Origin of the sequence: Polaromonas sp., assembly GCF_036676035.1 — a bacterium.
Taxonomy (GTDB): domain Bacteria; phylum Pseudomonadota; class Gammaproteobacteria; order Burkholderiales; family Burkholderiaceae_C; genus Polaromonas.
Window position 1 is genome coordinate 104,143 of record NZ_JAKFDR010000114.1, and the last position, 23,826, is coordinate 127,968.

Here is a 23,826-nt window from a genome sequence, read left to right on the forward strand (position 1 = left end):
GTGAGCCGAGACAGGGGTGTCACTTCTTCTCTGTTTTGCTGTTGTAACGCTTGGTCCACTCGGCCAGAATGCGTTCGCGGTTGTCGGCCGCCCAGTTGAAGTCCATCTTGACGAGACGGGCCTCATAGTCTGCAGGTACGTTGGCCAGCGGAGGCGCCAGGCCGGGCTGTGCGGTGATGGCAAAGTTCTTGCCGTAGAGCATCATTGCGTCCTTGCTGGAGGCCCAGTCAGCCAGCTTCTTCGCGGCGTCCAGCTTTTTCGTACCTTTGTGAATGGCAAAAGCCTCCAGGTCCCAGCCCAGTCCTTCCTTGGGGAAGACCAGGTCGATCGGGGCGCCCTTGGCCTTGTTGGCATTGCCGCGGTATTCAAACGAAATGCCCATCAGGAATTCACCAGAGGCCGCCATGTTGCAGGGCTTGGAGCCGGAGTGGGTGTACTGCGCGATGTTTTCGTGCAGGCCATCCATGAACTTCCAGCCGCCGCCTTTGCCGTCCTTGTCGCCAAACAGCGTGAGCCAGGCGGTCACGTCAAAGTAGCCGGTGCCGCTGGAGGCCGGGTTGGGCATGACGACCTGGCCTTTGTAGACGGGCTTGGTCAGGTCCTGCCAGGACTCGGGCTTGGGGATGTTCCGCTTTTTCGCTTCGATGGTGTTGAAGCACACCGTGGCGCCCCACACGTCCATGCCAAACCAGGCGGGGACTTTTTTCTTGTCGCGGTACTGGCTCATGATGCCGTCAAGATTGAGCGGCGCGTAGGGCTCGAGCATGCCCTGCTTGTCGAGCAGGGCCAGGCTGGAGGCGGCCACGCCCATCACGGCGTCGGCCTGCGGGTTGGACTTCTCCGCGAGCAGTTTGGCGGTGATCACACCGGTCGAGTCGCGAACCCACTTGATCTCGATGTCCGGGTTTGATTTGTTGAAGCCTTCCTGGTAGGCCTTGAGCTGGTCGGTTTCCAGTGCGGTGTAAACCAGCAACTGGGCCTTTTGCGCCGACGCAGAAGTGGCGATGGCCAGCAGGCCTATCGCCGCGATTGCCTTGGTGAGTGATGTGAGATGGGTAGCCAGTTGCATAAGAAGTCCTTGGTGAAAAACCCGCAATGTTGTGACCTGATCGTGTCAGCGGCATGACACTGTGATGACGCAGCCTGTGTTCAGGCCATATCAACCCAGCTCGACTTTATTTAACGACTACCCTTTTATCTTGTCAATTGTTTTCTGCAGATTGTTGACAATTTTCTGTTTTGTGCTTCAATGCAAAGCATGAACGCTGTCTTTCACCCTACCATCGCGCTGCTTCAAAGCAGCTCCCTCACCACCGTGGTGCAGCAGGAAATTGAACGCGCCATTCTGGTCGGCGAGTACGAGCCGGGCAGCAAGCTGATCGAAGCGACGCTGGCCATGAAAATGGGCGTGTCGCGCGGCCCGGTGCGCGAGGCCTTTCGCATGCTTGAAGAAGCGGGGCTGGTCCGCAACGAGAAAAACCGCGGCGTCTTCGTGCGCGACATCCCGATTGACGAAGCCGTCGAGATTTTTGACCTGCGTGCCGCCATGGATGAACTCGTTGGCCGCCAGCTGGCCAAAAACATCACGCCGGCCCAGCTCAAGGAAATCAAGGGCTTGGTCGACGCCATGGAAAAGGCCGTCAAGGCCGAAGACGCCCGTCAGTATCACCTGCTCAATCTCACTTTTCATGACCGGCTGGTGGAGATGGCGGGCAACCGCAAGCTCACCGAGATCTACCGCAAGCTGATCAAGGAGCTCTCGCTGTTTCGTCGCCTCAACCTGGCGGACGGCTGGCTCATGCCGATCTCGGCCGGCGAGCATCGGCAGATCGTCAAGGCCATTGCGTCGGGTGACGCGGCCGCGGCCGGCCGCGCCATGTTCGACCATGTGATTGAAAGCAAGGAGCGCACGATAGAAAACGATTTGCGGCGCCAGGCGCGGCTGCAGGCCAGCCCTGCAGGACGCAGTATGGCGGGCAACGCCGCCCGCTCAGCCGGGAAGGCCGACCACACGGAAAAAGAAAAAGAAAGGCCCCAACGTGGCAAACGCTGAACTGAGTGCCGAGCTGAATGTCAATGGCAGGCGCTACAAGCTGCCGGCCCGGCCCACGGTGGTCGTGTGCGTGGATGGTTGCGAGCCCGACTACCTGGCGCAGGCGGTGGCCACGGGCCAGATGCCCTGGCTCAAGCGTACGCTGGCCCAGGGTTGCGGCCTGATTGCCGACTGCGTGGTGCCGAGCTTTACCAATCCCAACAACCTGTCCATCGTGACCGGCGCGCCGCCCAGCGTGCACGGCATTTGCGGCAACTACCTGTTTGACACCGCGACCGGCACGGAGGTCATGATGAATGACCCCAAGTGGCTGCGCGCGCCCACCCTGCTGGCCGCCCTGTCCGATGCTGGCAAGTCGCTGGCGGTGGTGACGGCCAAGGACAAGCTGCGCAAGCTGCTCGGGCATAAGATGAAAGGCATCTGCTTTTCGTCCGAGAAAGCCGACCAGGTCACGTTCGCCGAAAACGGCATTGAGGATGTGCTGGGGCTGGTGGGAAAACCGCTGCCCAGCGTGTACAGCGCAGACCTCTCGGAGTTTGTGTTCGCCGCGGGCGTGAAACTCATGCAGAAGTACAAGCCCGACGTGATGTACCTCTCGACCACCGACTACGTGCAGCACAAGCATGCGCCCGGCACCGACGGCGCCAACTCTTTTTACCGCATGATGGACGGCTACCTGGACCAGCTCGATGCGCTGGGCTGCGTGATTGTGCTGACGGCCGACCACGGCATGAACGCCAAGGTGGCGCTGGATGGCACGCCGGACGTGATTTACCTGCAGGACTGGTTTGACAACTGGCTGGGCATAGCGAAAGCGCGCGTGATTTTGCCGATCACCGACCCTTATGTGCTGCACCACGGTGCGCTGGGCTCGTTTGCGACGGTTTATCTGCCCGAAGGTGCGGACGTTGGCGCGGCCTGCAGCCGGCTGGCGCAACTCAAGGGCATGGAGCTCGTGCTGACCCGCGAGCAGGCGGCCCAGCGCTTTGAGCTGCCGGCCGACCGCATCGGCGACCTGGTGGCCGTGTCGGAGCGCTTCACCGTGATTGGCACGTCGGCGTCACGCCACGACCTGAGTGCGCTGGAGGTGCCGCTGCGCTCGCACGGCGGCATCAGTGAGCAGCGCGTGCCGCTGGTCGTGAACCGCAAGCTGCCCGGGCTGGACTTGACCCGGCGTTTTCACAACTTCGATGCGTTTGACCTGGCCCTGAATTACGCGCAATGAAGTGATGCGTAGTTACTCAGCAGTCCGTAACGAAGGCGACGCCGCCCATGCTGTCATTCTGAGCAACGCGAAGAATCTTGCCAGCATGCCAAGATCCTTCGCTGCGCTCAGGATGACAAAGTATGTCGCACTACTTTCGGACTGCTGGGTAACAACGCGGGCGTGCAGCAAAGGATCAAGAGTTTCATCAACCCTAAAAACCTACCCACTGCCATGGCCTTAACCTTTGCTGATATCGAACAGCTGTTTGTCGAGCGCGGGGGCGAGCAGTACAGCGGCGAGCCCGTGACCCAGCTGGAGCATGCGCTGCAGACCGCGGCCCTCGGCGAAGACGAGGGGGCTGGGGATGCGCTGGTGACGGCCGCGCTGCTGCACGACCTGGGCCATCTGCTGCACGACTTTGGCGCCACGCCTTCGCTGCAAGGCGTGGACGATGTGCACCAGTACCGCGCATTGCCGTTTTTGCGCGGGCTGTTCAACGATGAGGTTCTGGGGGCCATCAAGCTGCATGTGGACGCCAAGCGTTACCTTTGCGCCACCCGGCCTGCCTATTTCGAAAGCCTGTCGGCGGACTCGAAACGCTCGCTGGCGTTGCAGGGCGGCATCTTCAGTGCAGAGCGGGCGGCAGCATTCATCGTCCGGCCCGGCGCTGAGGGCGCGGTGCGCCTGCGCATCTGGGACGATCTCGCCAAGACCGAGGGCCTGGCCACACCGCCGCTGAGTCACTTCCTGGACCGCGCGCGCCGCTGCGCCCTGGTTGCTGCATGAGCCGCCGGGCCGTTCCCAAGGCGAATACCGCAGCGCGCAGCGCGGAGGTTACCCAATGAGCGCAGCGCAGAACCGCTTCAAGCAAGCCTGGGGGAGCCTGTGCTTTTAACTTGGCCAGTGGTGGCCGCCGTGCTGTTCGGCGCGCTGCTGCATGCCAGCTGGAATGCGCTGGTCAAGTCCAGTGCCGACAAGGCGCTGGATACCGCGCTGATCCACCTGGTGGGCTCACTGATTGCCGTTCCGCTGGTGTTGCTGATCGGCTGGCCGCCCGCCGCAGCCTGGCCCTACATCATCGCCTCGGTCGTCATTCATATCGGCTACTACATTGCCCTGACCGGCGCCTACAAGCATGGCGACCTGGGCCTGACCTACCCGCTGATGCGCGGCACCGCGCCCTTGCTGGTGGCGCTGTCGGCCGGCCTCGCGCTCGGTGAAACCCTGTCACCGCTGGCCTGGGCCGGTGTGATCGGCGTGAGCTGCGGCGTGCTGGCATTGGGCCTGAGCCGCCATGCCATGGACCGGCCGAAGGCGGTTGGTTTTGCGCTGGCCAATGCCGTGGTGATTGCGGTCTACACCGTGGTCGATGCGCTGGGCGTGCGCGCGACCTTCGGCGCAGGCAGCAACGCCTTCCAGTATGTGGTGGCGCTGTTCGTGCTGGACGGCTGGCCCTTCGCGTTGCTGGTGTTTTCGCGCCGGGGTGGCGCCGTGGCCTGGCCCTATGCACGAGCGCGCTGGCCGGTGGCGGCTGGTGCGGCGGCCGCTTCGCTGGGTTCCTACGGCATCGCGCTGTGGGCCATGACGCAGGCGCCGGTGGCCACGGTGGCAGCGCTGCGCGAAACCTCGGTGCTGTTTGCGGCCTTGCTGGGCAGCTGGTTTTTGAAGGAAGCCTTCACACTGCGCCGCGTCGTCGGCACCGCCGTCATCGTGGGCGGCGTGATGGCTTTGAGATTGGGATAAAAAATGACACTCCCCACCCATGCAGAAATTGTGATCGTCGGCGGCGGCATTGCCGGCTGCTCGACGGCCTACCACCTGGCCAAGCTCGGCCACACCGATGTGTTGCTGCTCGAGCAGGGCAAGCTGACCAGCGGCACCACCTGGCATGCCGCCGGCCTGGTGGGCCAGATGCGGCCCAACCGCACCATGACGCAGATGAGCAAGTACGGCATCGAGCTCTATGCCTCGCTGGAAGCCGAGACCGGCCTGGCCACCGGCTGGAAGCAGTGCGGCAGTGTCAACGTGGCGCGCACGCCCGAGCGCATGCAGGTGCTGAAAAAACAGGCGGCCATGGCGCGCAGCTTCGGCGTGGCCTGCGAGTTGATCACGCCGCAGCAAGCCGGCGACAAGTACCCGATCATGCGCACCGACGACTTGGCCGGCGCGATCTGGCTGCCCGGCGACGGCAAGGCCAACCCGGCCGACCTGTGCATGTCGCTGGCCAAGGGCGCACGCAATCGCGGCGTGAAGATGGTGGAAGGCGTGGAAGTGACCGGCGTGATCATCGAAAACGGCAAGGCCGTCGGCGTGCAAGTCACGCAGGGCGAGCTGCGCTGCAGCATTCGGTGTGAAGTGCTGGTGAACTGCGCCGGCCAGTGGGCGCGCCAGTTCGGCCGGCTCGCCGGCGTCAACGTACCGCTGTACTCGGCCGAGCATTTCTACATCGTCACCGGCAAGGTTGACGGCGTGCACCCCCTGCTTCCGGTGATGCGCGACCCCGACGGCTACATCTACTACAAGGAAGAAGTCGGCGGCCTGGTGATGGGTGGCTTCGAGCCCCAGGCCAAGCCCTGGAGGATGGACCCGATCCCGAGCACCTTCCAGTTCGAGCTGCTCGACGAGGACTGGGACCAGTTCGAGATCCTCATGACCAACGCCATGCACCGCACGCCCTGCCTGGAGACGGCCGAGGTCAAGATGCTGCTCAACGGGCCCGAGAGCTTCACGCCCGACGGCAACTTCATCCTGGGCGAGGCGCCCGAGCTGCGCAATTACTTCGTCTGCGCCGGCTTCAATTCGGCCGGCATCGCCAACTCGGGCGGCGCCGGCCGGCTGATGGCCGAGTGGATCGTGGGCGGCGAGCCCAGCATCGATTTGTGGGACGTGGACATCCGCCGCTTTGGCAGCTTCACCGGCAACCGCAAGGCGTTGTCCGAGCGCACCGGCGAAACCCTGGGCCTGCACTATGCGATGCGCTGGCCGCGCCAGGAGCTGGAAACGGCCAGGCCGCTGCGCACTTCGCCGCTCTACGACATCCTTTCAGCCAAGGGCGCCGAGTTTGGCAGCAAGAATGGCTGGGAGCGTGCGAATTATTTCCGGCCGCTGCTGCCCTCACCCCAGCCCTCTCCCGAGAGCGGGAGAGGGAGAGGGAGCGAATACCTGGGCGATGCGCCGCAGGCTTCAACGCCTGAAATCGACGATGTGCATGACCCCCTCTTCCGCGAGCGGGAGAGGGATGGGGTGAGGGTTCCCCGTCCCCCCTACACCCTCGATAAACCAGGCTGGCTCCCTTGGATGCTCGAGGAGCAAAAGGCCACGCTCGAAGCCGTGGCGCTGTACGACCAGACCTCGTTTTCCAAATACCTGCTGCAGGGCCGCGATGCGCTGGCCGTGCTGCAACGCCTGTGCGCCAACGAGATGGACGTGCCGGTGAACAAGATGGTCTACACCGCCATGCTCAATGCGCGCGGCGGCTTCGAGAGCGACCTGACCGTGATCCGGCAGGCCGCAGACCGTTTCCTGATCATCACCGGCTCGGCGCAAACCGTGCGCGACTTCGACTGGATCACGCGGCATATCGGCGAGGCCCAGCATGCGGTCCTGACGGATGTGTCGGCGATGTACTCGGTGCTCTCGGTCATGGGCCCGAAGGCGCGCGAGCTCTTGGGTCGGGTGAGCCCGGACGACCTGTCGCCCGAGGCGCTGAAGTTCTCCTGGACCAAGGAGATCGACGTCGGCTTTGCCCGCGTGCGCGCCGCCCGCATGAGCTATGTGGGCGGGCCGGGCTTCGAGCTCTACACGCCGATCGAGATGGCGCGCCATGTGTATCTGGCGCTGATGGAGGCGGGCCGGGACCTGGGGCTGAAAGACGCCGGCTACTACGCGCTCGACGCGCTGCGCATCGAGCAGGGCCGGCGCGCCTGGGGGGCAGAGTTGGGGCCCGACGAGACGCCCTGGGAAGCCGGCCTGGCCTTCAGCGTCAAGCTCGACAAGCCGGCCGACTTCATCGGCAAGGCCGCGCTGCTCGCCAGCAAGGGCCAGCCGCTGCGCAAGAAGCTCGTGACACTGGTGTTCGACACGCCCGAGGCCTTCGCCTGGGGCGGCGAGGCCATCTTGCTTGACGGCGAATCGGTGGGCGAGATTTCATCCGTGGGCTTCAGCCCGCTGGCCAACGCCTGCGTGGCGCTGGGCTATGTGCGCGGCGGTGCTGCCCGCCAGCCGCATGTCGGGACGCCGGCCCAGATCGAGCTCTGGGGCGAACGCGTGGCCGTGACGCTGCATGACCAGTGGCCGCCGGCCAAGTGTTAACTCGCCCCCACGCTTGTCGCTTTGCGTACTGCGCTGCCTCCCGAGGGGGCTGAACTTGCTCGGGGCAGCCCTTCGCGGCGTTCGGTGCTATTATTTTAATAGCTGTCTGCGCCAGATTTGTATGGGCTGGAGCCGTATTTTGCTCATAATCGCCGCCGTCATTCAGCGCCCGTCAGGTCCACGCCGACGAAGCGCACGGTCACGCGCGTGCCCGGAGACTGCGGGTGCCCCGGCAGGACAGCGTCTTCAATCGTGATGGTGGCGTCGTGCTGCTTCGCAATTTCAAGAACAATGGCCAGTCCCAGCCCGGAGCCATCCACGTTGGTGCCGAGCGCGCGGTAAAAGGGCTGGAACACCAGTTCGCGCTCTGACTCCGGAATGCCGGGCCCGGAGTCTTCCACCAGCAGCACCAGCACGCCGCTGAAGGGGTCGGTCAGCAGCCGCAGCGTAACCTGGCCTTTTTCGGGGGTGTAGTTGATGGCGTTGTCCAGCAGGTTGCGCACCAGTTCCTTGAGCAGGGTCGGGTTGCCTTCGAGCTGGCTGGACGGCTCACCGGCGGGCGGCCCGTCGTAGCCGAGGTCTATCTGTTTTTCAAGCGCGCGCGGCACCGAGTCGGCGATGACTTCCGAGACGATGTGCACCATGTCGACGCGCTGCTTGGCCAGGCTGCGGCCTGTAGTCTCGGCGCGCGCCAGCGCCAGCAGCTGGTTGACGGTGTGCGTCGCGCGTATGCTGGCGCGGCCTATGTGCTTGAGCGATTTCTTGAGCTCGTCGGTGTCGGTCTCGCGCTGCGCCAGGTCGGCCTGCATGCGCAGGCCTGCCAGCGGCGTCTTGAGCTGGTGCGCCGCATCGGCCAGAAAGCGTTTTTGCGTGGTGAGCGACACCTTGAGCCGGCTCAGCAAATCGTTGATGGAGGACACCAGCGGCGCCACCTCTTCGGGCACGGCGGCTTCATCCAGCGGGCTCATGTCGTCGGATTTTCGCGCGCGTATGCGTTTTTCAAGCTGCGCCAGCGGCTTGATGCCGCGCACCAGCGCCAGCCAGACCAGCAGCACCGCCAGCGGCAGCGTGACGAACTGCGGCACCATGGTGCCCTTGACGATTTCGGTGGCCAGGGTCTTGCGTTTTTCCAGCGTTTCGGCCACCTGCACCAGCACGGCTTGTTGACCCCCACGCTCGCCCACTGCGTGTGGCTCTCTGCCCCCCTCGGGGGCTGATTTCCCTTGGGACGGCCCGGCGGAAAATGCCGCGCCCGACACATCGACCTTGACCCAGGTGTAGGCCACGCGCACATCCTCGCCCTGCATGAAGTCCTCGCGCAGACGCACCTCGCCATTGACGGGCTTGTCTTCGTCGGGCGGCAGCGGCAGATCGTGCTCGCCGCTCAAAAATTCGCCCTGCGTGCCCAGCACCTGGTAGTAGACCAGGTCGGTATCGTCGGCGCGCAAGATCTCGCGCGCCGGTGCCGTCAGGTTGAACTGCACCTGGTTGTTCTTGACCGCCACCAGTTTGGCCAGCGCCTGCACGTTGTATTCCAGCGCACGGTCAAACGGCTTGCCTGCAATGTTTTGCGCCACCAGCCAGGTCAGCGCCAGGCTGATGGGCCACAGCAGCAGCAAAGGGGTGAGCATCCAGTCGAGAATTTCACCAAAAAGGCTGCGTTTCTCGCGTTGGAAAAGTCTTAAAGCCAAACGTGCCCCCACGCTCCCCACTGCGTGTGGTTCGCTGCCCCCCGGGGGGGCGCTGCGCCTGCGGCCCGGCGAAGCCGGTTCCGCGGCCCCTGCTGGAGAATGCGGTGGCTACACGCAGTGAAAAGCGAGTGGGCCACGTTTCTAGCCTGGGATTTTTTCGAGGCAATAACCCAGCCCGCGCACCGTCGCAATCCGTATCGGTCCTTTTTCAATCTTCTTGCGCAGGCGGTGGATGTAGACCTCGATCGCGTTATTGCTGACCTCTTCGCCCCATTCGCACAGGCGCTCCACCAGCTGGTCCTTGCTGACGAGACGGCCGGCACGCTGCAGCAGCACTTCGAGCAGGCCCAGTTCGCGCGCCGACAGCTCGATCATCTGGCCGTCGATGGTGGCCACGCGGCCGGCTTGGTCGTAGACCAGCGGGCCGTGCCTGATGGTGCTGCTGGCGCCGCCCATGCCGCGCCGGATCAGGGCGCGCACGCGCGCTTCGAGTTCCTGCAGCGAGAACGGTTTGGCCATGTAGTCGTCGGCGCCGTAGTCCAGGCCCTTGACGCGCTCTTCCACGCTGTCGGCCGCGGTCAGGATCAGCACCGGCATGGCCGAGCCGCGCGAGCGCAGGCGTTTGAGCACTTCAAGGCCATGCATGCGCGGCAGGCCCAGGTCCAGGATCAGCAGGTCGAATTCGGTGTTGGTCATCAGTGCAGCATCGGCCTCGGTGCCGCTGGCCACGTGGTCGGCGGCCGCGCCGGAAGCACGCAGGGTGCGCAGCAAGCCATCGGCCAGTACCTGGTCATCTTCTGCAATCAAAATTCGCATGCTTGTCTCCTGACGGTCTGTCCAGGCCTGTTTTGCTGGGGGCGTGCTGATCGGCTTTCGGTAGCCGTGATCGCCGCATTGTTTTTTGGCCTCTCACTCAAATTCTAGGCTTATACAGCCAGGTGTTTGCTGACAGCTGCCGTCTGGTCTGCAAAGTTTGGGGCGAGCGGATCAGGCGCCGGCATAGGCTTCCAGTCCCAGGGCCACCACGGTGGCCACGTCCGTGCCCACGGCCTGGCGGAACTCGGCTTCTGCTTGCGTGACGGCGCTGCGAAAGGCCTGCAACCACAGCAGGCCGGCCGCGGTAAATACCACGGTGCGGGCACGTCGGTCGTGCGGATCGGGCTCGCGCAGGACCAGCCCCCAAGCCTCGCACTGGTCCACCAGGTCGCCCATGGCCTGCTTGCTCATGCCGGCACGGTGTGCCAGATCGGTCAGGCGCGAGCCGCCTGTGGCCAGGTGCCGCGTGATGTGGATGTGGGCCGCGCCCACCTGGTCGCGCGCCGCCAGGTTCGACAGGGCCAGCGGCACCTCCACGCTGCTGGCCATCAGCTGCAGCACGCGTTCGTCAAAGCGCCGCAGCGCATGGCCCAGCAGGCGGCCCAGGTGCGTGAGCCGCCAGGCTTCGTGGTCGATGGCAGGGTCTTTGGTCGGCGCGGCGGCCAGTGCAATCGGGGTGGCTGGCATGCTGGAAATGGTAAAGCAAAAATAGTCAGGCAAACTGACAAAAAACAGGCTTTACTAATTTATACAGCTCCAATACAGTACTGTTCATGCATCCAGCTTGCGCTTAAAAGCACAGTGTGGATTTCGGCAAAGAGTTTGTACATCATTGATTTTAAAGGAGATTTTCATGGACGCACCGGTCAAAGCCCTGAATACCGAAAAAGCCAAAGCCCTGCAGGCCGCCTTGGCCCAGATTGAAAAGCAGTTTGGCAAAGGCACCATCATGAAGCTGGGCGCCGGCGAAGTGATTGAAGACATCCAGGTCGTTTCCACCGGCTCGCTGGGCCTGGACATCGCACTGGGCGTTGGCGGCCTGCCGCGTGGCCGCGTGGTCGAAATCTACGGCCCGGAGTCGTCCGGCAAAACCACGCTGACCTTGCAGGTGATTGCCGAAATGCAAAAACTCGGCGGCACCTGCGCCTTTGTCGATGCCGAGCACGCGCTCGACATCCAGTACGCGCAAAAACTCGGCGTCAATCTGCAGGAGCTGCTGATCAGCCAGCCCGACACCGGCGAGCAGGCGCTGGAGATTGTCGATTCGCTGACGCGCTCCGGCGCGGTCGACCTGATCGTGGTCGATTCGGTGGCGGCCCTGACGCCCAAGGCCGAGCTGGAAGGCGAGATGGGCGACTCCCTGCCCGGCCTGCAGGCTCGCCTGATGAGCCAGGCGCTGCGCAAGCTGACCGCGACCATCAAGAAAGCCAACTGCATGGTGATCTTCATCAACCAGATCCGCATGAAGATAGGCGTGATGTTCGGCAGCCCCGAAACCACCACTGGCGGCAACGCGCTCAAGTTCTACGCCTCGGTGCGGCTGGACATCCGCCGCATCGGCTCCATCAAGAAGGGTGAGGATGTGATCGGCAACGAAACCCGGGTCAAGGTGGTCAAGAACAAGGTCGCGTCGCCGTTCAAAACTGCGGAGTTCGACATTCTTTATGGAGAAGGCATCAGCCGGCTCGGCGAGGTGCTGGACCTGGGGGTGGCCGGCCACATCGTGGAAAAGGCCGGGGCCTGGTACGCCTTCAACGGCGAAAAAATCGGCCAGGGCCGCGACAACTCGCGCGAGTTCCTCAAGGAGAACCCGGAACTGGCCATCGAAATCGAAAACAAGGTGCGCGAGTCACTGGGCATTCCGCTGGTGCAGGCGGCGGTTGATGCGGGTGAAAAATCAGACAAGACCGAAAAACCTGAAAAGGCCGAAAAGTCCGCCAAAGCGGTGGCTTGACGCGGTTCTACATGCCAAATCAGGCTCTCGGCCCTTATGTAAAGGCGCAGGCAGCTATGAAAAATATAGCGACTGCGCACCGCATCAACTGCCGTAAAAGTCACCGTCCAAGCGATGGCGCCGCCCGATGAGCACGGTCAAACCAGCGGCCCGGGCAGGTGTTTCCCTTTCCCTCAAGGGCCGGGCCCTGCGCTTGCTGGCGGCCCGCGAGCACTCGCGCGCCGAGCTTGAGCGCAAGCTTGCGCCTTACGAAGAAACGCCCGGCGAGCTGGCCAAAGCGCTGGACGAGCTGCAGGCCAAGGACTTCATCAGCGAGACGCGCGTGGTCGAGTCGGTCATCAACCGCCGCGCCGCACGCCTTGGCACCGCGCGCATCCGCCACGAGTTGCTGAACAAGGGGCTGGGCGCCGAGGCCGTGGCCACGGCGGTGAGCAGCCTCAAAGACACCGAACTCGAGCGCGCCCGCGAGGTCTGGCGCAAGAAGTTCGGTGAGCCGGCTCTGGATGCCGCCGCGCGCGGTAAACAGATGCGTTTTCTGGCGGCACGCGGTTTCGGCGCCGATGCGATCCGCCGCGTGGTGTCGCAGGCGGAAGACGACTGAGGACCTGAAAGCAGCAGCGCACCCGCGACCATGCCAGCAGGGGCCGCGGGACTGGCTTTGCCAGACCGCAGGCGCAGCGGCCCCCTCGGGGGGCAGCGAACCACACGCAGTGGGGAGCGTGGGGGCTTATAAACCCAGCATGAGCTTGAGGTTTTGCACCGCCGCGCCCGAAGCGCCCTTGCCCAGGTTGTCCAGGCGCGCGATCAACACTGCATGGCGCCAGGTTTCGTTGCCAAACACGCGCAACTCCATTTTGTTGGTGTCATTGAGCGCTGTTGCGCTGAGCTTGCCGCCTTCGGTGGGCGCCGGGACCGTGACCCACTCGCTGCCCGCGTAGTGCCGGGCCAGCGTGTCCTGCAGCTGGGCTGCCGTCGGCTGGCCGGGCAGCAAATCCAGGTGCAGCGGCAACTGCACCAGCATGCCTTGCTTGAAGTTGCCAACCGACGGGATGAACACCGGGCGCCGCGTCAGACCGGTGTATTTCATGATTTCGGGCAGGTGTTTGTGCGCCAGGCCCAGGCCGTAAACCTCAAACAGTGGCGCCGTTCCGGCTTCGTAGGCCTCGATCATGGAACGCCCGCCGCCGGAGTAACCGCTCACTGAGGGCAAGGTCAAGGGGAAATCCTTGGGGATCAGGCCGGCATCGACCAGCGGGCGAATCAATGCGATCGCGCCGGTGGCATAGCAGCCGGGGTTGGCCACGCGGTCGGCCTGCTGCACGGCTTCGCGCTGGCCGGCCGTGAGTTCGGGAAAACCAAACACCCAGCCTGGTGCCGTGCGGTGGGCGGTCGAGGCATCAATGATTTTGGGCGTCTTTTTGGCGCCAGACCGCGCCAGATCGTCGATCATGGCGACTGATTCGCGTGCTGCATCGTCGTGCAGGCACAGGATGACCAGGTCTACCTGGGCCATCAGGTCGCGTTTGGCGGCCGGGTCTTTGCGCCGTTCGGGCGCAATGCTGACCAGTTCGATGGACGGCATGGTTTGCAGCCGCTCCCGGATTTGCAGGCCGGTGGTGCCGGCTTCGCCGTCAATAAAGACTCTGGCCATGGGGCTTCCTGTGGTAAATGCTTATTATTAAGTCGTCTGTTAGGCACAAGAATTGTGCGTTGCAACATGATACAGTTCTACGCTGCTATGTCCAGCACCCGTTGACGTGACATTTTGATGACTTGCAGGCAGTCTTTTGCAGGCAATGATCAGGCTTGATTTCAAGCTGCAAGTTATTAGGCGGGACCCTTTTTTACCGACTCCTGGAAGCTATTTCATGAAAATTCACGAGTACCAAGGCAAGGAAATCTTGCGCAATTTTGGTGTCCCCGTCCCCCGTGGCATTCCCGCGTTCACCGTTCAGGAAGCGGTTGAAGCGGCTCAAAAGCTCGGTGGCCCAGTCTGGGTGGTCAAGGCGCAGATCCACGCCGGCGGCCGTGGCAAGGGCGGCGGCGTCAAGCTGGCGCGCAGCATCGAAGAAGTCAAGAAGATCTCGGGTGAAATCCTGGGCATGCAGCTGATCACGCACCAGACTGGCCCCGAAGGCCAGAAAGTGCGCCGCCTGATGATCGAAGATGGTGCCGACATCAAGAAGGAATATTACGTGTCGGCCGTGACCGACCGCGCCACGCAAAAAGTGGCGTTCATGGCGTCTTCCGAAGGCGGCATGGACATCGAGGAAGTGGCCCACGCCACGCCCGAGAAGATCATCAAGGTGTTTGTCGATCCGGCCGCCGGCCTGACCGAAGCCCAGGCCAAAACCCTGTCGGATGGCATGGGCGTGCCACCCGGCTCCACCGCCCAGTGCGTGGACGTGCTGCAAAAGCTCTACAAGTGCTACATGGACACCGACGCCTCGCTGGCCGAGATCAACCCACTGATCCTCGAAGGCAACGGCAACATCAAGGCGCTAGACGCCAAGTTCAACTTTGACCCCAACGCCCTGTTCCGCCACCCCGAGATCGTGACCTACCGCGATCTGGACGAAGAAGATCCGGCGGAAATCGAGGCCTCCAAGTTCGATCTGGCCTACATCAGCCTGGACGGCAACATCGGCTGCCTGGTCAACGGCGCCGGTCTGGCCATGGCAACCATGGACACCATCAAGCTGTTTGGCGGCGAGCCTGCCAACTTCCTGGACGTGGGCGGCGGCGCCACCGCCGAGAAGGTCACCGAGGCTTTCAAGATCATGCTGAAGAACCCGGATGTCAAAGGCATTCTGGTCAACATCTTCGGCGGCATCATGAAGTGCGACACGATCGCCGACGGCGTGATCACCGCCTGCAAGGCCGTGAACCTGTCGGTTCCGCTGGTCGTGCGCATGAAGGGCACCAACGAAGACATCGGCAAGAAGATGCTGGCCAACTCCGGTCTGCCCATCATCAGCGCAGACACCATGGCCGAAGCGGCTCAAAAAGTGGTTGCCGCGGTCAAATAAAGGAAAAAGTCATGTCGATCTACATCAATAAAGACACCAAAGTCATCACGCAAGGCATTACCGGCAAGACCGGCCAGTTCCACACCGAAAAGTGCCAGGAATATGCCAACGGCAAGAACGCCTTTGTGGCGGGCGTGAACCCGAAGAAAGCCGGCGAGTCCATCTTCAACATCCCGATCTACGCCTCCGTCAAGGAAGCCGCGGCTGAAACCGGCGCCACGGTGTCGGTCATTTATGTGCCGCCCGCAGGCGCGGCGGCTGCCATCTGGGAAGCCGTTGAAGCCAACCTCGACCTGGCCATCTGCATCACCGAAGGCATTCCGGTCAAGGACATGCTGGAAGTGCGCAACCGCATGAAGGCCAAGGAAGCCGCCGGCGGCAAGAAAACCCTGCTGCTGGGCCCCAACTGCCCCGGCCTGATCACGCCCGACGAGATCAAGATCGGCATCATGCCCGGCCACATCCACCGCAAGGGCCGCATTGGCGTGGTCAGCCGCTCCGGCACGCTGACCTATGAAGCCGTGGCACAACTGACCGAAATCGGCCTGGGCCAGTCCAGCGCCGTCGGCATCGGGGGCGACCCCATCAACGGTCTGAAGCATATCGACGTGATGAAGGCCTTCAACGACGACCCGGACACCGACGCCGTCATCATGATTGGCGAAATCGGCGGCCCGGACGAGGCGGAAGCCGCCCAGTGGTGCAAGGCCAACATGAAAAAGCCCATCGTTGGCTTCATCGCCGGCGTGACCGCTCCGGCGGGCAAGCGCATGGGCCATGCCGGTGCGCTGATTTCCGGCGGCGCCGACACGGCGGACGCCAAGCTGGCCATCATGGAAGAGTGCGGCTTCACCGTCACGCGCAATCCATCGGAAATGGCCAAGTTGCTCAAAGCGTTGCTTTAAGCCCCCACGCTTGCCACTGCGTGTGCCTGCGGCGTTGCGCTGCCCCTTTCACCACGAAGAGGGGCTGTGCTTGCTCGGGGCGGCCCTTCGTTGCGCACTGGGTTAGGACGCTGACTCCAAAAGTCGATTCAAGAAACTTGACCTCGGTCAAGTGCGTAAGCAGTATTACGCAGTGAAGCCGGGCCTTGCCCGGTTTAGACTCTCCAAAACAGGAAAAAGCGCTGATCGGGCGCTTTTTTTCATTCATAACACAGGAGCACACATGTTTTTCGGACTTGATTTTTCTTCGCCCATCTTCTGGAGCGCCTTCGGCTCCATTTTGCTGGCCAACATTGTGCTGTCGGGCGATAACGCCGTGGTGATTGCCATGGCAGCGCGAACGCTTAAACCCGAGCAGCAAACCAAAGCAATTTTCTGGGGCAGCGCCGCCGCCATCGTGATGCGGATTGTGCTGACCATTGTGGCCATCCAGCTGCTGACCCTGCCTTACCTCAAGATCATTGGCGCCATTTTGCTGGTCTACATCGGCGTGGACCTGCTCAGGGGCGAAGACGATGGCGATGACCACGGCAAGGAAATCAACGGGATGATGGCGGCGATTCGCACCATCCTGATTGCCGACCTCGTGATGAGTCTGGACAACGTGCTGGCCGTGGCCGCGGCGGCCAAGGGCAACCTGCCCCTGCTGGTTCTGGGGCTGCTGATCAGCATTCCCCTGATTATTTTCGGCGCCACCCTGCTGACCAAAGTCATGGAGCGCTTTCCCATCATCATCACCATAGGCGCCGCCTTGCTCGGCTTCCTGGCGGGTGAAATGCTGTTGACAGACCCCGCCGTCACGACCATGTTCGGAGTCATTGGCGAGCAAAGCGTCACTTTTGCCGGCATTTTGGGTGCCGTTCTAGTGGTGGCCCTGGGGACCTACCTGCAAAAACGCACACAGAAGGTGGCCAGCGAGGCCTGATTCGCGGCAGTCGGTTGCCTTGCTGTGAGCGGCCGCCTATGGGTGCCATGGCCCGGCCGCAGTTTCCCGGGTCATGGCAGACGCCAGCCCGCCCGGCACATATTTGCAACAGAAGGTAGGCCGGGCGTGCAAAAGTCTCTTGTTCAGCTGCATCCCGTCTGATAATGTCCTAGAACTGCAGGCTTGTAACCGCCAGTCACAACTGGCGTGGGTGACAAGTGCGCGAAAAAGCCGATACGCAAGCGGCGATCTGTAGCAAGTCAGGACAAAGGGCGGGAAGTGGCCACATCATCACGTAAGCAGAGTCAATTCTGGCGGGCCGACTGGTTTGTTGGTGTTCTGGTGGTGCTCGCCGTTCTTTTCCTGCACGGCCTGACCGATTTTTTTGGCACCCTGGAACGCCGTTATTACGACTTTGCCAGCACCAGCACCTCGCGCCAGCCCTCGGACCGCATTGCCATCATTGCGATTGACGACCAGAGCATTGCCAACATAGGCCGCTGGCCCTGGCCGCGCGACGTGCACGCCCAGCTGATCGACCAGCTGACGGCCGCCAAGGTCAAAACCATTGCGCACACGGCTTTCTTTTTTGAGCCGCAAACCGATCGCGGGCTGGTGTTCATCCGCAAGATCAAGGAAGCCTTGGGCCCGGCTGCAACCGCAACCGACCCGGCCGCTCCTGTCGTTCCTGCCGTCGCGCCGGACGGGCTGAACGAACAGCTGGGCAAGGTGATTGCCGAGGCCGAAGTGGCGCTGGACACCGATGCCAAACTGGCGACCAGCATGGGCAAGGCCGGCAATGTGCTGGTGCCCTCGGTGTTCACGCTTGGCCAGCCTCAGGGCAAACCCGACAACCCGCTGCCAGCCTACGCCCTTAAAAGCGCGGTGGATGAGCCCAACGGCTTTTCCCTGCCGGCCCTGCGGGGCCAGCAGCCCATCGAGGTCATTGGCTCGGCGGCGGCCGGCATTGCCCATCTGAACCAGTGGCCCGACGTCGATGGCGCCGTGCGCCAGGAGCCGCTGCTGATCAATTACTACGGCAAGGCGGTGCCGTCCATGAGTTTGCTGGTGGCTGCCAAAAGCCTGAATCTCGCGCTTTCAGACATCCGGCTCAATGTGGGCGATTCGGTCCAGATTGGCAAGCTGGTGATCAAGACCGATGAGTCGGCCCTGATGCTGCCGCAGTTCTACACCGGCAAGGACGGCCGGCCTGCGTTTGCGGTGGATTCGTTTTACGACGTGGTGTCCGGCAAGATCCCGGCGGCCAAATACGCCGGCAAGATCGTGATCATTGGCGCCACGGCCGCGGGTGTCGGGACCCAGTTTGCCACGCCGGCCGGACCGGGCCTGTCGCCGGCTGAGACCATTGGCCACATCACCTCCAGCATTTTGAGCGAGCATTTCATCGTGCAGCCAGCCTGGGGCGTCTGGGCCATGCTGGGCGTGCTGCTGCTGGTGGCGGGCTACCTGATTGCGGGCTTGCCGCAGCTGTCCGCCGGCAAGGCGGCGGTCGTGACGCTGGCGCTGTTTGTGGTGCTGCTCGTGGTCGAGTTCAGCCTGCTGTCGGCCTCGGCGACCTGGCTGAAGCTCGTGTTTCCGGCGGCTTTGCTGCTGATCGGGCACCTGGCGCTGACCACCAAGCGCTTCCTGATGACCGAAGCGGGCAAGCTCAAGTCCGATGAAGAGTCGGCTGAAACCAACCGCATGATGGGCCTGGCGCTGCAGGGCCAGGGCCAGCTGGACATGGCGTTTGACCGTTTCCGCCGCGTGCCGTTTTCCGATGCGCTGATGGACAACCTGAACAACCTGGCGCTGGACTTTGAGCGCAAGCGCCAGTTCAACAAGGCGCAGGCCGTGTACGAGCACATGGCCACCTTCGACAAGAACCACAAGGACCTGCAGTCCAAACTCAATCGGGCCAAGAACCTCTCGGAAACCGTCATTCTGGGCGGTGGCGGCGCGCATCCGGGCGGCACCATGCTGCTCGATGGTGGCGGGGTGGAGAAGCCCATGCTGGGCCGCTACCAGGTTGAAAAAGAGCTGGGCAAGGGCGCGATGGGTGTCGTGTACCAGGGCAAAGACCCCAAAATTGGCCGCGTGGTGGCCATCAAGACCATGGCTTTGAGCCAGGAGTTCGAGGGCGAGGCGCTGGACGATGCCCGTGAGCGCTTTTTCCGCGAGGCCGAGACTGCCGGCCGCCTGCAGCACCAGAACATCGTGACGATTTTCGATGCCGGTGAGGAGCACGACCTGGCCTACATCGCCATGGAGTTCCTCAAGGGCAAGGACCTGGCGGATGTCACCAAAGGCGGGCATTTGCTGCCGGTGCCCAAGGTGCTGTCGATTGTGGCGCGTGTGGCCGAGGCACTGGCCTATGCCCACAAGCAAAACGTGGTGCACCGGGATATCAAACCCGCCAACATCATGTACGAAGCCGACAGCGATACCGTCAAGGTCACGGACTTTGGCATTGCCCGCATCACGGATTCCAGCAAAACCAAAACCGGGCTGGTGCTGGGGACGCCCAGCTTCATGTCGCCCGAGCAGATTGCGGGCAAAAAAGTGGACGGCCGCTCCGACCTTTACTCGCTGGGCGTGATGCTGTTCCAGATGCTCGCCGGCGTGCTGCCGTTTCGCGGTGAGTCCATGGCGGAACTGATGTACAAGATTGCCAATGAACCGGCACCGGACATCCGGGTCATCCGTCAGGAGCTGCCTGATCGCCTGGCCGATATCGTGGCCTTGTCGCTCAGCAAGCGGCCCGAGACGCGCTACCAGGACGGGGACCGGTTCTCCGCTGACTTGCGGGCGGTGATGGCCCTTCTGGACGGGCATGCGGTGAGCAGCGCGGCGCCTGCAGGCGCCGGCAAGGCAATGGCGTTTGCAGCCGATGCGGCGGGGGGTGAAAAAACGGCCGTCTTTGCGGCGCCGCTGTCGCCGGTTTATGACGCCACACAAGTCACCAAGCCCCCCGATGGAGCGGCTTTCGACAAGACCCTGGTGACCCCGCGCACACCGTCTGCCGACCCGCGGGCCGGTGAGGCGGGGTCCGACACGACGCTATAACCAAAAATACGATGATTTACGAGATTTGCACCGAGACCGACCCAGGCTTGACGCGGGACAACAATGAGGATGCCGTCGCTGTCGATGCCCTGACAGGCTTGTGCATTCTGGCCGATGGCATGGGGGGCTATAACGCCGGCGAGATTGCCAGCGGCATGGCCACGGCCTTCATCAAGTCGGAAATGGGCCGCTGGCTGTCGCAAGCCGGACGGCATGCCAATGCCAAAGAGATACGCCGGGCCATGGAAATTTGCGTTGAAAATGCGAACCACTCCATTTTCAACGCGGCCAATTCGAACCCCCAGTACACGGGCATGGGGACCACGCTGGTGGTTGGGGTGTTTCAGCCGGCGCGCCTGATGCTGGGGCACATTGGCGACTCGCGCTGCTACCGTCTTCGCGGCAGCGAGCTCCAGCAAATCACCAAAGACCATTCACTGTTGCAGGAGCAGATGGATGCCGGGCTGATTACGCCCGAGCAGGCGCAGACCTCCCTGAACAAGAACCTCGTCACGCGGGCCCTGGGAGTGGAAGATACGGTGCTTCTTGAGGTCAACGAGCACCGGGTTGAAGACGGGGACATCTACCTGATGTGCTCGGACGGCCTGTCTGACATGCTCAACGACCAGGGGATTGCGGGCATCCTGCGGGGATCGGGTTCCCTGGACCAAAAGGCCAGGCAGCTGGTGGTTGCCGCGAACGACAACGGTGGGCGCGATAATATTTCAGTATTGTTGGTGCGGGCCAAGGAAGCTTCGACCAAGCGCGGGCTACTATCCAGAATACTGGGAAAATAGCGCAGTGACTGAAATATGAAAAAAACAGACAGGAGTCGGCCATGCCGAAAATGATCGTCTCTATTGACGGTGTTGTGATCAAGGAAGTCCAGTTGACCAAGGACCGGACGTCCCTGGGTCGCAGGCCCTACAACGACATCGTGATTGACAACCTGGCCGTCAGTGGCGAGCATGCCGTGTTGCAGCTGTCGGGTAACGAGGTCTACCTTGAAGATCTCAACAGCACCAACGGCACGTATGTCAACGGCAAAGCGGTTAAAAAGCAGTTGCTCCAGAACAGTGATACCGTTGAAATCGGCAAGTACAAGATCAAGTACGTCAATGAGGCCGCCGGCCCCAGTTTTGAGAAGACCATGGTGATCAAGGCCGGGTCTGCCGGCCTGGTGGTGCCAGCGGCTGCGGCGCCCGCAACGGCCGCTGCACCGGTGGCTGCCGACATGGGCGCGGGCCTCAATGCCGCGATCAAGGTCATGTCGGGCGCTGCTGCCGGTCGTGAAGTCGCTCTGGTCAAGGTGGTGACCACCATTGGCAAGCCCGGCGTTGCTGTCGCGGCCATCACCAAGCGACCCCACGGCTTTGTGGTGGCGCATGTGGAAGGTGCCAACAAGCCCACGCTCAATGGGGCACCGATAGGCGCTGATCCGGTGACGCTGAAAAACGGTGATGTGCTGGAATTGGCGGGAACACAAATGCAGTTTGTGCATCGTTGATCGCCACGCTTTCCCGTCCCTGACAGGAAACCGGTGACAGGCGTTATGGATTCAGAGGCCCCATGCGACTTCTTTTAAAGCACTGGCCTCGCATCGCGGTCACGCTGATTCCGCTGGCGCTGGCCTTGATGCATGCCATCGGCATCCTGCAGATTGGCGTGCTGCAAAGGCTTGACAACATTATTTACGATGCCCGCCTGCGCGCCACCATGCCGAAAACGCTGGACGAGCGCATCGTCATTATTGATATCGACGAAAAAAGCCTGGGGGAAGTCGGCCGCTGGCCCTGGAGCCGCAACAAGCTGGCAGAACTCGTTGATGAGCTGTTTGACCGGCAGAAGGTGGCGCTGCTGGGCTTCGACGTCTTTTTCCCCGAGCCTGACGAGAGTTCGGGCCTGAAACACCTCATGCAGCTTGCCAGGAACGAGCTGCGCGACCAGACGGCGTTTGGCGAGCGGCTGGGTCAATTGCAGGGAGCCCTGGACTATGACGCCATCTTTGCCAAGTCGCTCGAGAAGCGGCCGGTGGTGCTGGGCTACTATTTCACGAACGAGCACGGCGGGTATGTCAACGGCGCCTTGCCGGCCCCGGTCATGCGGCAGGATTCACTGGGCGGACGACCCATCCGGTTCGTCAGTTACAGCGGCTATGGCTCCAACATCGGGCCCCTGGCCAAGGCCGCTCCCCTGGCGGGCCATACCAACCCCATTGTGGAAGGCGACGGCATAGTCCGTTCGATTCCGCTGCTTGCCGAGTACAAGGGGCAGTACTACGAGTCCTTGTCGCTGGCGATGTTTCGCCTGCTGGCGGGCTTGCCCAAGGTCGAGCCGGGCTTTCCCCAAGACAGGTTCGTGACGCGCAACTACCACGGCCTGGAGAGCATTTTGCTCAAGCAGGACGGCAAGGCATTGGCCCTCCCGGTGGACGACCGGGTGGCAACGCTGGTGCCTTTCAGAGGGCCCAGCGGTTCGTTCAAGTATGTGTCTGCCGCAGATGTGCTGGCCAAGCGAGTGCCTGCGGGGCTGCTCAAGGACAAGATTATTCTGATCGGAACCACGGCGTCCGGGCTGCTGGATTTGCGGGCCACCCCGGTCAGCGAGGTCTACCCTGGCGTCGAGCTTCACGCCAATGTCATTGCCGGTTTTCTCGACGGCAAGGTGTTCTTCAAGCCGGATTACGCCGTCGGTTTCGACGTGGTGATCCTGGTTCTGGCGGGTTTGACGCTGGCTTTTGCGTTGCCCTTGCTGTCCGCGCCGCGGGCTGTGGCGGTCAGTGGCCTGGTGGTGGCGACGCTGGTGGGGCTCAATTTCTGGCTTTATTCGAGTCATGGCCTGGTGCTGCCCCTGGCGACCGCACTGGTGATGGCCGTAACGGCTTTTGCGCTGAATATGAGCTACGGTTACTTTGTGGAGAGCCGGTCCAAGCGCGAACTGGCCAATCTGTTTGGCACCTACGTGCCGCCCGAGCTGGTCGACGAAATGGTCAAAGATCCTGACAGCTACAGCATGACGGCGTCTTCCAAAGAGCTGACGGTGATGTTTTGCGACATGCGCGGATTTACCAAAATGTCCGAAACCATGGAGCCGACGCAGCTGCAGGCCCTGCTCAACAGCGTGTTCAGCCGATTGACTGATTTGATTCGCAGCAACCGCGGCACCATTGACAAATACATGGGCGACTGTGTCATGGCGTTCTGGGGTGCTCCGGTTGAAACGCCCGACCATGCCAGCCTGGCGGTCAAGACCGCGCTTGAGATGGCGCAGGCCGTGCGCAAGCTCAACGAAGAGCACCGTGCACGGGGCGTGCCCGAGATCGGTATCGGAATTGGCCTCAATACAGGCACCATGTGTGTGGGTGACATGGGCTCGGACATACGCCGCAGCTATACCGTCATTGGGGACTCGGTCAACCTCGGTTCCCGCCTTGAAGGGCTTTCCAAAACCTATGGCGTGGACATTGTGGTGAGCGAGACAACCCGCAAACTGGCTCCTGACTTCGCCTGGCAGGAGCTCGACAAAGTCCGGGTGAAGGGCAAAGATCAGGCCGTGGCGATTTTCTGGCCGCTCGCCTTGGCGGACCGGGTGGACCAGGCGCATGCGGCAGAACTCAAGACCTGGGGAAGCGCACTCAAAGCCTACCGGGTGCAGGATTGGGACCAGTGCGATGTGCAATTACTCAATTTGCAGCGCCTGAATGCGAAAAAATACCTTTACCAGTTGTACACGGAGCGTGTAGCCTCCATGAGATTGTTGCCTTTTGATCCTGAGTGGGATGGCGCAACCAACTTTGAAACCAAGTAAATAGCAAGCCAAGGCGGAAAAAC

General features: G+C 62.4%; 19 protein-coding genes. 14 read left to right on the top strand and 5 right to left on the bottom strand.

Annotated features, from left to right (window positions below; translation table 11 throughout):
* Nucleotides 1-19 precede the first annotated feature (19 nt).
* Nucleotides 20-1,069, bottom strand: a complete 1,050-nt coding sequence (locus V6M61_RS17900; protein ID WP_332777945.1) for a putative 2-aminoethylphosphonate ABC transporter substrate-binding protein — start codon at nucleotides 1,067-1,069, stop codon at nucleotides 20-22.
* A 189-nt stretch (nucleotides 1,070-1,258) separates the two neighbouring features.
* Between V6M61_RS17900 and V6M61_RS17905 the strand changes: the two genes are divergently transcribed.
* The 5 genes from V6M61_RS17905 to V6M61_RS17925 all read left to right on the top strand — a co-directional run bounded on the left by V6M61_RS17905 (nucleotide 1,259) and on the right by V6M61_RS17925 (nucleotide 7,571).
* On the top strand, nucleotides 1,259-2,053 hold the full coding sequence (locus V6M61_RS17905) for a phosphonate utilization associated transcriptional regulator (RefSeq protein WP_332777946.1): 795 nt from the start codon (nucleotides 1,259-1,261) through the stop codon (nucleotides 2,051-2,053).
* Entirely contained in the window at nucleotides 2,040-3,278 is a 1,239-nt protein-coding gene (gene phnA / locus V6M61_RS17910; RefSeq protein WP_332777947.1) for a phosphonoacetate hydrolase, read from the top strand. Before V6M61_RS17905 ends, phnA begins: the two co-directional genes overlap by 14 nt.
* Nucleotides 3,279-3,491: 213 nt before the next feature.
* Nucleotides 3,492-4,046 (top strand): phosphonate degradation HD-domain oxygenase, encoded by a 555-nt coding sequence (locus tag V6M61_RS17915; RefSeq protein WP_332777948.1) that lies wholly within the window; start codon nucleotides 3,492-3,494, stop codon nucleotides 4,044-4,046.
* A gap of 99 nt (nucleotides 4,047-4,145) precedes the next feature.
* Complete coding sequence (locus V6M61_RS17920; protein ID WP_332777949.1) at nucleotides 4,146-5,003, top strand: EamA family transporter; 858 nt, start codon at nucleotides 4,146-4,148, stop codon at nucleotides 5,001-5,003.
* 3 nt (nucleotides 5,004-5,006) lie between these two features.
* Nucleotides 5,007-7,571, top strand: a complete 2,565-nt coding sequence (locus tag V6M61_RS17925; RefSeq protein WP_332777950.1) for a GcvT family protein — start codon at nucleotides 5,007-5,009, stop codon at nucleotides 7,569-7,571.
* Between the two features lie 158 nt (nucleotides 7,572-7,729).
* On the opposite strand, the gene V6M61_RS17930 is transcribed toward V6M61_RS17925, so the two are convergent.
* The 3 genes from V6M61_RS17930 to V6M61_RS17940 form a co-directional block, all read right to left on the bottom strand.
* Nucleotides 7,730-9,202 (bottom strand): sensor histidine kinase, encoded by a 1,473-nt coding sequence (locus tag V6M61_RS17930; RefSeq protein WP_332777951.1) that lies wholly within the window; start codon nucleotides 9,200-9,202, stop codon nucleotides 7,730-7,732.
* Nucleotides 9,203-9,403: 201 nt separating this feature from the next.
* Nucleotides 9,404-10,078, bottom strand: a complete 675-nt coding sequence (locus V6M61_RS17935) for a response regulator transcription factor (protein WP_332777952.1) — start codon at nucleotides 10,076-10,078, stop codon at nucleotides 9,404-9,406.
* A gap of 171 nt (nucleotides 10,079-10,249) precedes the next feature.
* Entirely contained in the window at nucleotides 10,250-10,765 is a 516-nt protein-coding gene (locus tag V6M61_RS17940; protein ID WP_332777953.1) for a MarR family winged helix-turn-helix transcriptional regulator, read from the bottom strand.
* A gap of 166 nt (nucleotides 10,766-10,931) precedes the next feature.
* Here V6M61_RS17940 and recA point away from each other — a divergent pair, with 166 nt between their 5' ends.
* A complete protein-coding gene (gene recA, locus V6M61_RS17945) occupies nucleotides 10,932-12,032 on the top strand; it encodes a recombinase RecA (RefSeq protein ID WP_332777954.1) in 1,101 nt (366 codons plus the stop codon).
* A 127-nt stretch (nucleotides 12,033-12,159) separates the two neighbouring features.
* Nucleotides 12,160-12,633 (top strand): recombination regulator RecX, encoded by a 474-nt coding sequence (gene recX, locus V6M61_RS17950; protein WP_332777955.1) that lies wholly within the window; start codon nucleotides 12,160-12,162, stop codon nucleotides 12,631-12,633.
* A gap of 126 nt (nucleotides 12,634-12,759) precedes the next feature.
* Here recX and argC read toward each other — a convergent pair whose 3' ends face one another.
* Nucleotides 12,760-13,683: an N-acetyl-gamma-glutamyl-phosphate reductase gene (argC, locus tag V6M61_RS17955; RefSeq protein ID WP_332777956.1), complete on the bottom strand. Its 924-nt coding sequence runs from the start codon at nucleotides 13,681-13,683 to the stop codon at nucleotides 12,760-12,762.
* Between the two features lie 217 nt (nucleotides 13,684-13,900).
* Here argC and sucC point away from each other — a divergent pair, with 217 nt between their 5' ends.
* The 7 genes from sucC (at nucleotide 13,901) to V6M61_RS17990 (ending at nucleotide 23,803) form a co-directional block, all read left to right on the top strand.
* Nucleotides 13,901-15,061, top strand: a complete 1,161-nt coding sequence (sucC, locus tag V6M61_RS17960; protein WP_332777957.1) for an ADP-forming succinate--CoA ligase subunit beta — start codon at nucleotides 13,901-13,903, stop codon at nucleotides 15,059-15,061.
* A gap of 11 nt (nucleotides 15,062-15,072) precedes the next feature.
* Nucleotides 15,073-15,966, top strand: a complete 894-nt coding sequence (gene sucD / locus V6M61_RS17965) for a succinate--CoA ligase subunit alpha (protein ID WP_332777958.1) — start codon at nucleotides 15,073-15,075, stop codon at nucleotides 15,964-15,966.
* A 262-nt stretch (nucleotides 15,967-16,228) separates the two neighbouring features.
* Nucleotides 16,229-16,930 carry a TerC family protein gene (locus tag V6M61_RS17970; RefSeq protein WP_332777959.1) on the top strand — a complete coding sequence of 234 codons (702 nt, stop codon included), beginning with the start codon at nucleotides 16,229-16,231 and terminating at the stop codon, nucleotides 16,928-16,930.
* A gap of 345 nt (nucleotides 16,931-17,275) precedes the next feature.
* Nucleotides 17,276-19,996 carry a CHASE2 domain-containing serine/threonine-protein kinase gene (locus V6M61_RS17975; protein ID WP_332777960.1) on the top strand — a complete coding sequence of 907 codons (2,721 nt, stop codon included), beginning with the start codon at nucleotides 17,276-17,278 and terminating at the stop codon, nucleotides 19,994-19,996.
* A gap of 11 nt (nucleotides 19,997-20,007) precedes the next feature.
* Nucleotides 20,008-20,793 (top strand): Stp1/IreP family PP2C-type Ser/Thr phosphatase, encoded by a 786-nt coding sequence (locus V6M61_RS17980; protein WP_332777961.1) that lies wholly within the window; start codon nucleotides 20,008-20,010, stop codon nucleotides 20,791-20,793.
* Nucleotides 20,794-20,834: 41 nt separating this feature from the next.
* A complete protein-coding gene (locus V6M61_RS17985; protein ID WP_332777962.1) occupies nucleotides 20,835-21,503 on the top strand; it encodes an FHA domain-containing protein in 669 nt (222 codons plus the stop codon).
* Nucleotides 21,504-21,565: 62 nt separating this feature from the next.
* Nucleotides 21,566-23,803, top strand: a complete 2,238-nt coding sequence (locus V6M61_RS17990) for a CHASE2 domain-containing protein (RefSeq protein ID WP_332777963.1) — start codon at nucleotides 21,566-21,568, stop codon at nucleotides 23,801-23,803.
* The last annotated feature ends 23 nt before the right edge of the window (nucleotides 23,804-23,826 follow it).

What these genes read in the sequence shown, in the direction of transcription:
- V6M61_RS17900 (WP_332777945.1), bottom strand. Translation starts at nt 1,069, where the DNA reads ATGCAACTGGCTACCCATCTCACATCACTCACCAAGGCAATCGCGGCG.
- V6M61_RS17905 (WP_332777946.1), top strand. Translation starts at nt 1,259, where the DNA reads ATGAACGCTGTCTTTCACCCTACCATCGCGCTGCTTCAAAGCAGCTCC.
- V6M61_RS17915 (WP_332777948.1), top strand. Translation starts at nt 3,492, where the DNA reads ATGGCCTTAACCTTTGCTGATATCGAACAGCTGTTTGTCGAGCGCGGG.
- V6M61_RS17925 (WP_332777950.1), top strand. Translation starts at nt 5,007, where the DNA reads ATGACACTCCCCACCCATGCAGAAATTGTGATCGTCGGCGGCGGCATT.
- V6M61_RS17930 (WP_332777951.1), bottom strand. Translation starts at nt 9,202, where the DNA reads ATGCTCACCCCTTTGCTGCTGCTGTGGCCCATCAGCCTGGCGCTGACC.
- V6M61_RS17935 (WP_332777952.1), bottom strand. Translation starts at nt 10,078, where the DNA reads ATGCGAATTTTGATTGCAGAAGATGACCAGGTACTGGCCGATGGCTTG.
- V6M61_RS17940 (WP_332777953.1), bottom strand. Translation starts at nt 10,765, where the DNA reads ATGCCAGCCACCCCGATTGCACTGGCCGCCGCGCCGACCAAAGACCCT.
- recA (WP_332777954.1), top strand. Translation starts at nt 10,932, where the DNA reads ATGGACGCACCGGTCAAAGCCCTGAATACCGAAAAAGCCAAAGCCCTG.
- recX (WP_332777955.1), top strand. Translation starts at nt 12,160, where the DNA reads ATGAGCACGGTCAAACCAGCGGCCCGGGCAGGTGTTTCCCTTTCCCTC.
- argC (WP_332777956.1), bottom strand. Translation starts at nt 13,683, where the DNA reads ATGGCCAGAGTCTTTATTGACGGCGAAGCCGGCACCACCGGCCTGCAA.
- sucC (WP_332777957.1), top strand. Translation starts at nt 13,901, where the DNA reads ATGAAAATTCACGAGTACCAAGGCAAGGAAATCTTGCGCAATTTTGGT.
- sucD (WP_332777958.1), top strand. Translation starts at nt 15,073, where the DNA reads ATGTCGATCTACATCAATAAAGACACCAAAGTCATCACGCAAGGCATT.
- V6M61_RS17970 (WP_332777959.1), top strand. Translation starts at nt 16,229, where the DNA reads ATGTTTTTCGGACTTGATTTTTCTTCGCCCATCTTCTGGAGCGCCTTC.
- V6M61_RS17980 (WP_332777961.1), top strand. Translation starts at nt 20,008, where the DNA reads ATGATTTACGAGATTTGCACCGAGACCGACCCAGGCTTGACGCGGGAC.
- V6M61_RS17985 (WP_332777962.1), top strand. Translation starts at nt 20,835, where the DNA reads ATGCCGAAAATGATCGTCTCTATTGACGGTGTTGTGATCAAGGAAGTC.
- V6M61_RS17990 (WP_332777963.1), top strand. Translation starts at nt 21,566, where the DNA reads ATGCGACTTCTTTTAAAGCACTGGCCTCGCATCGCGGTCACGCTGATT.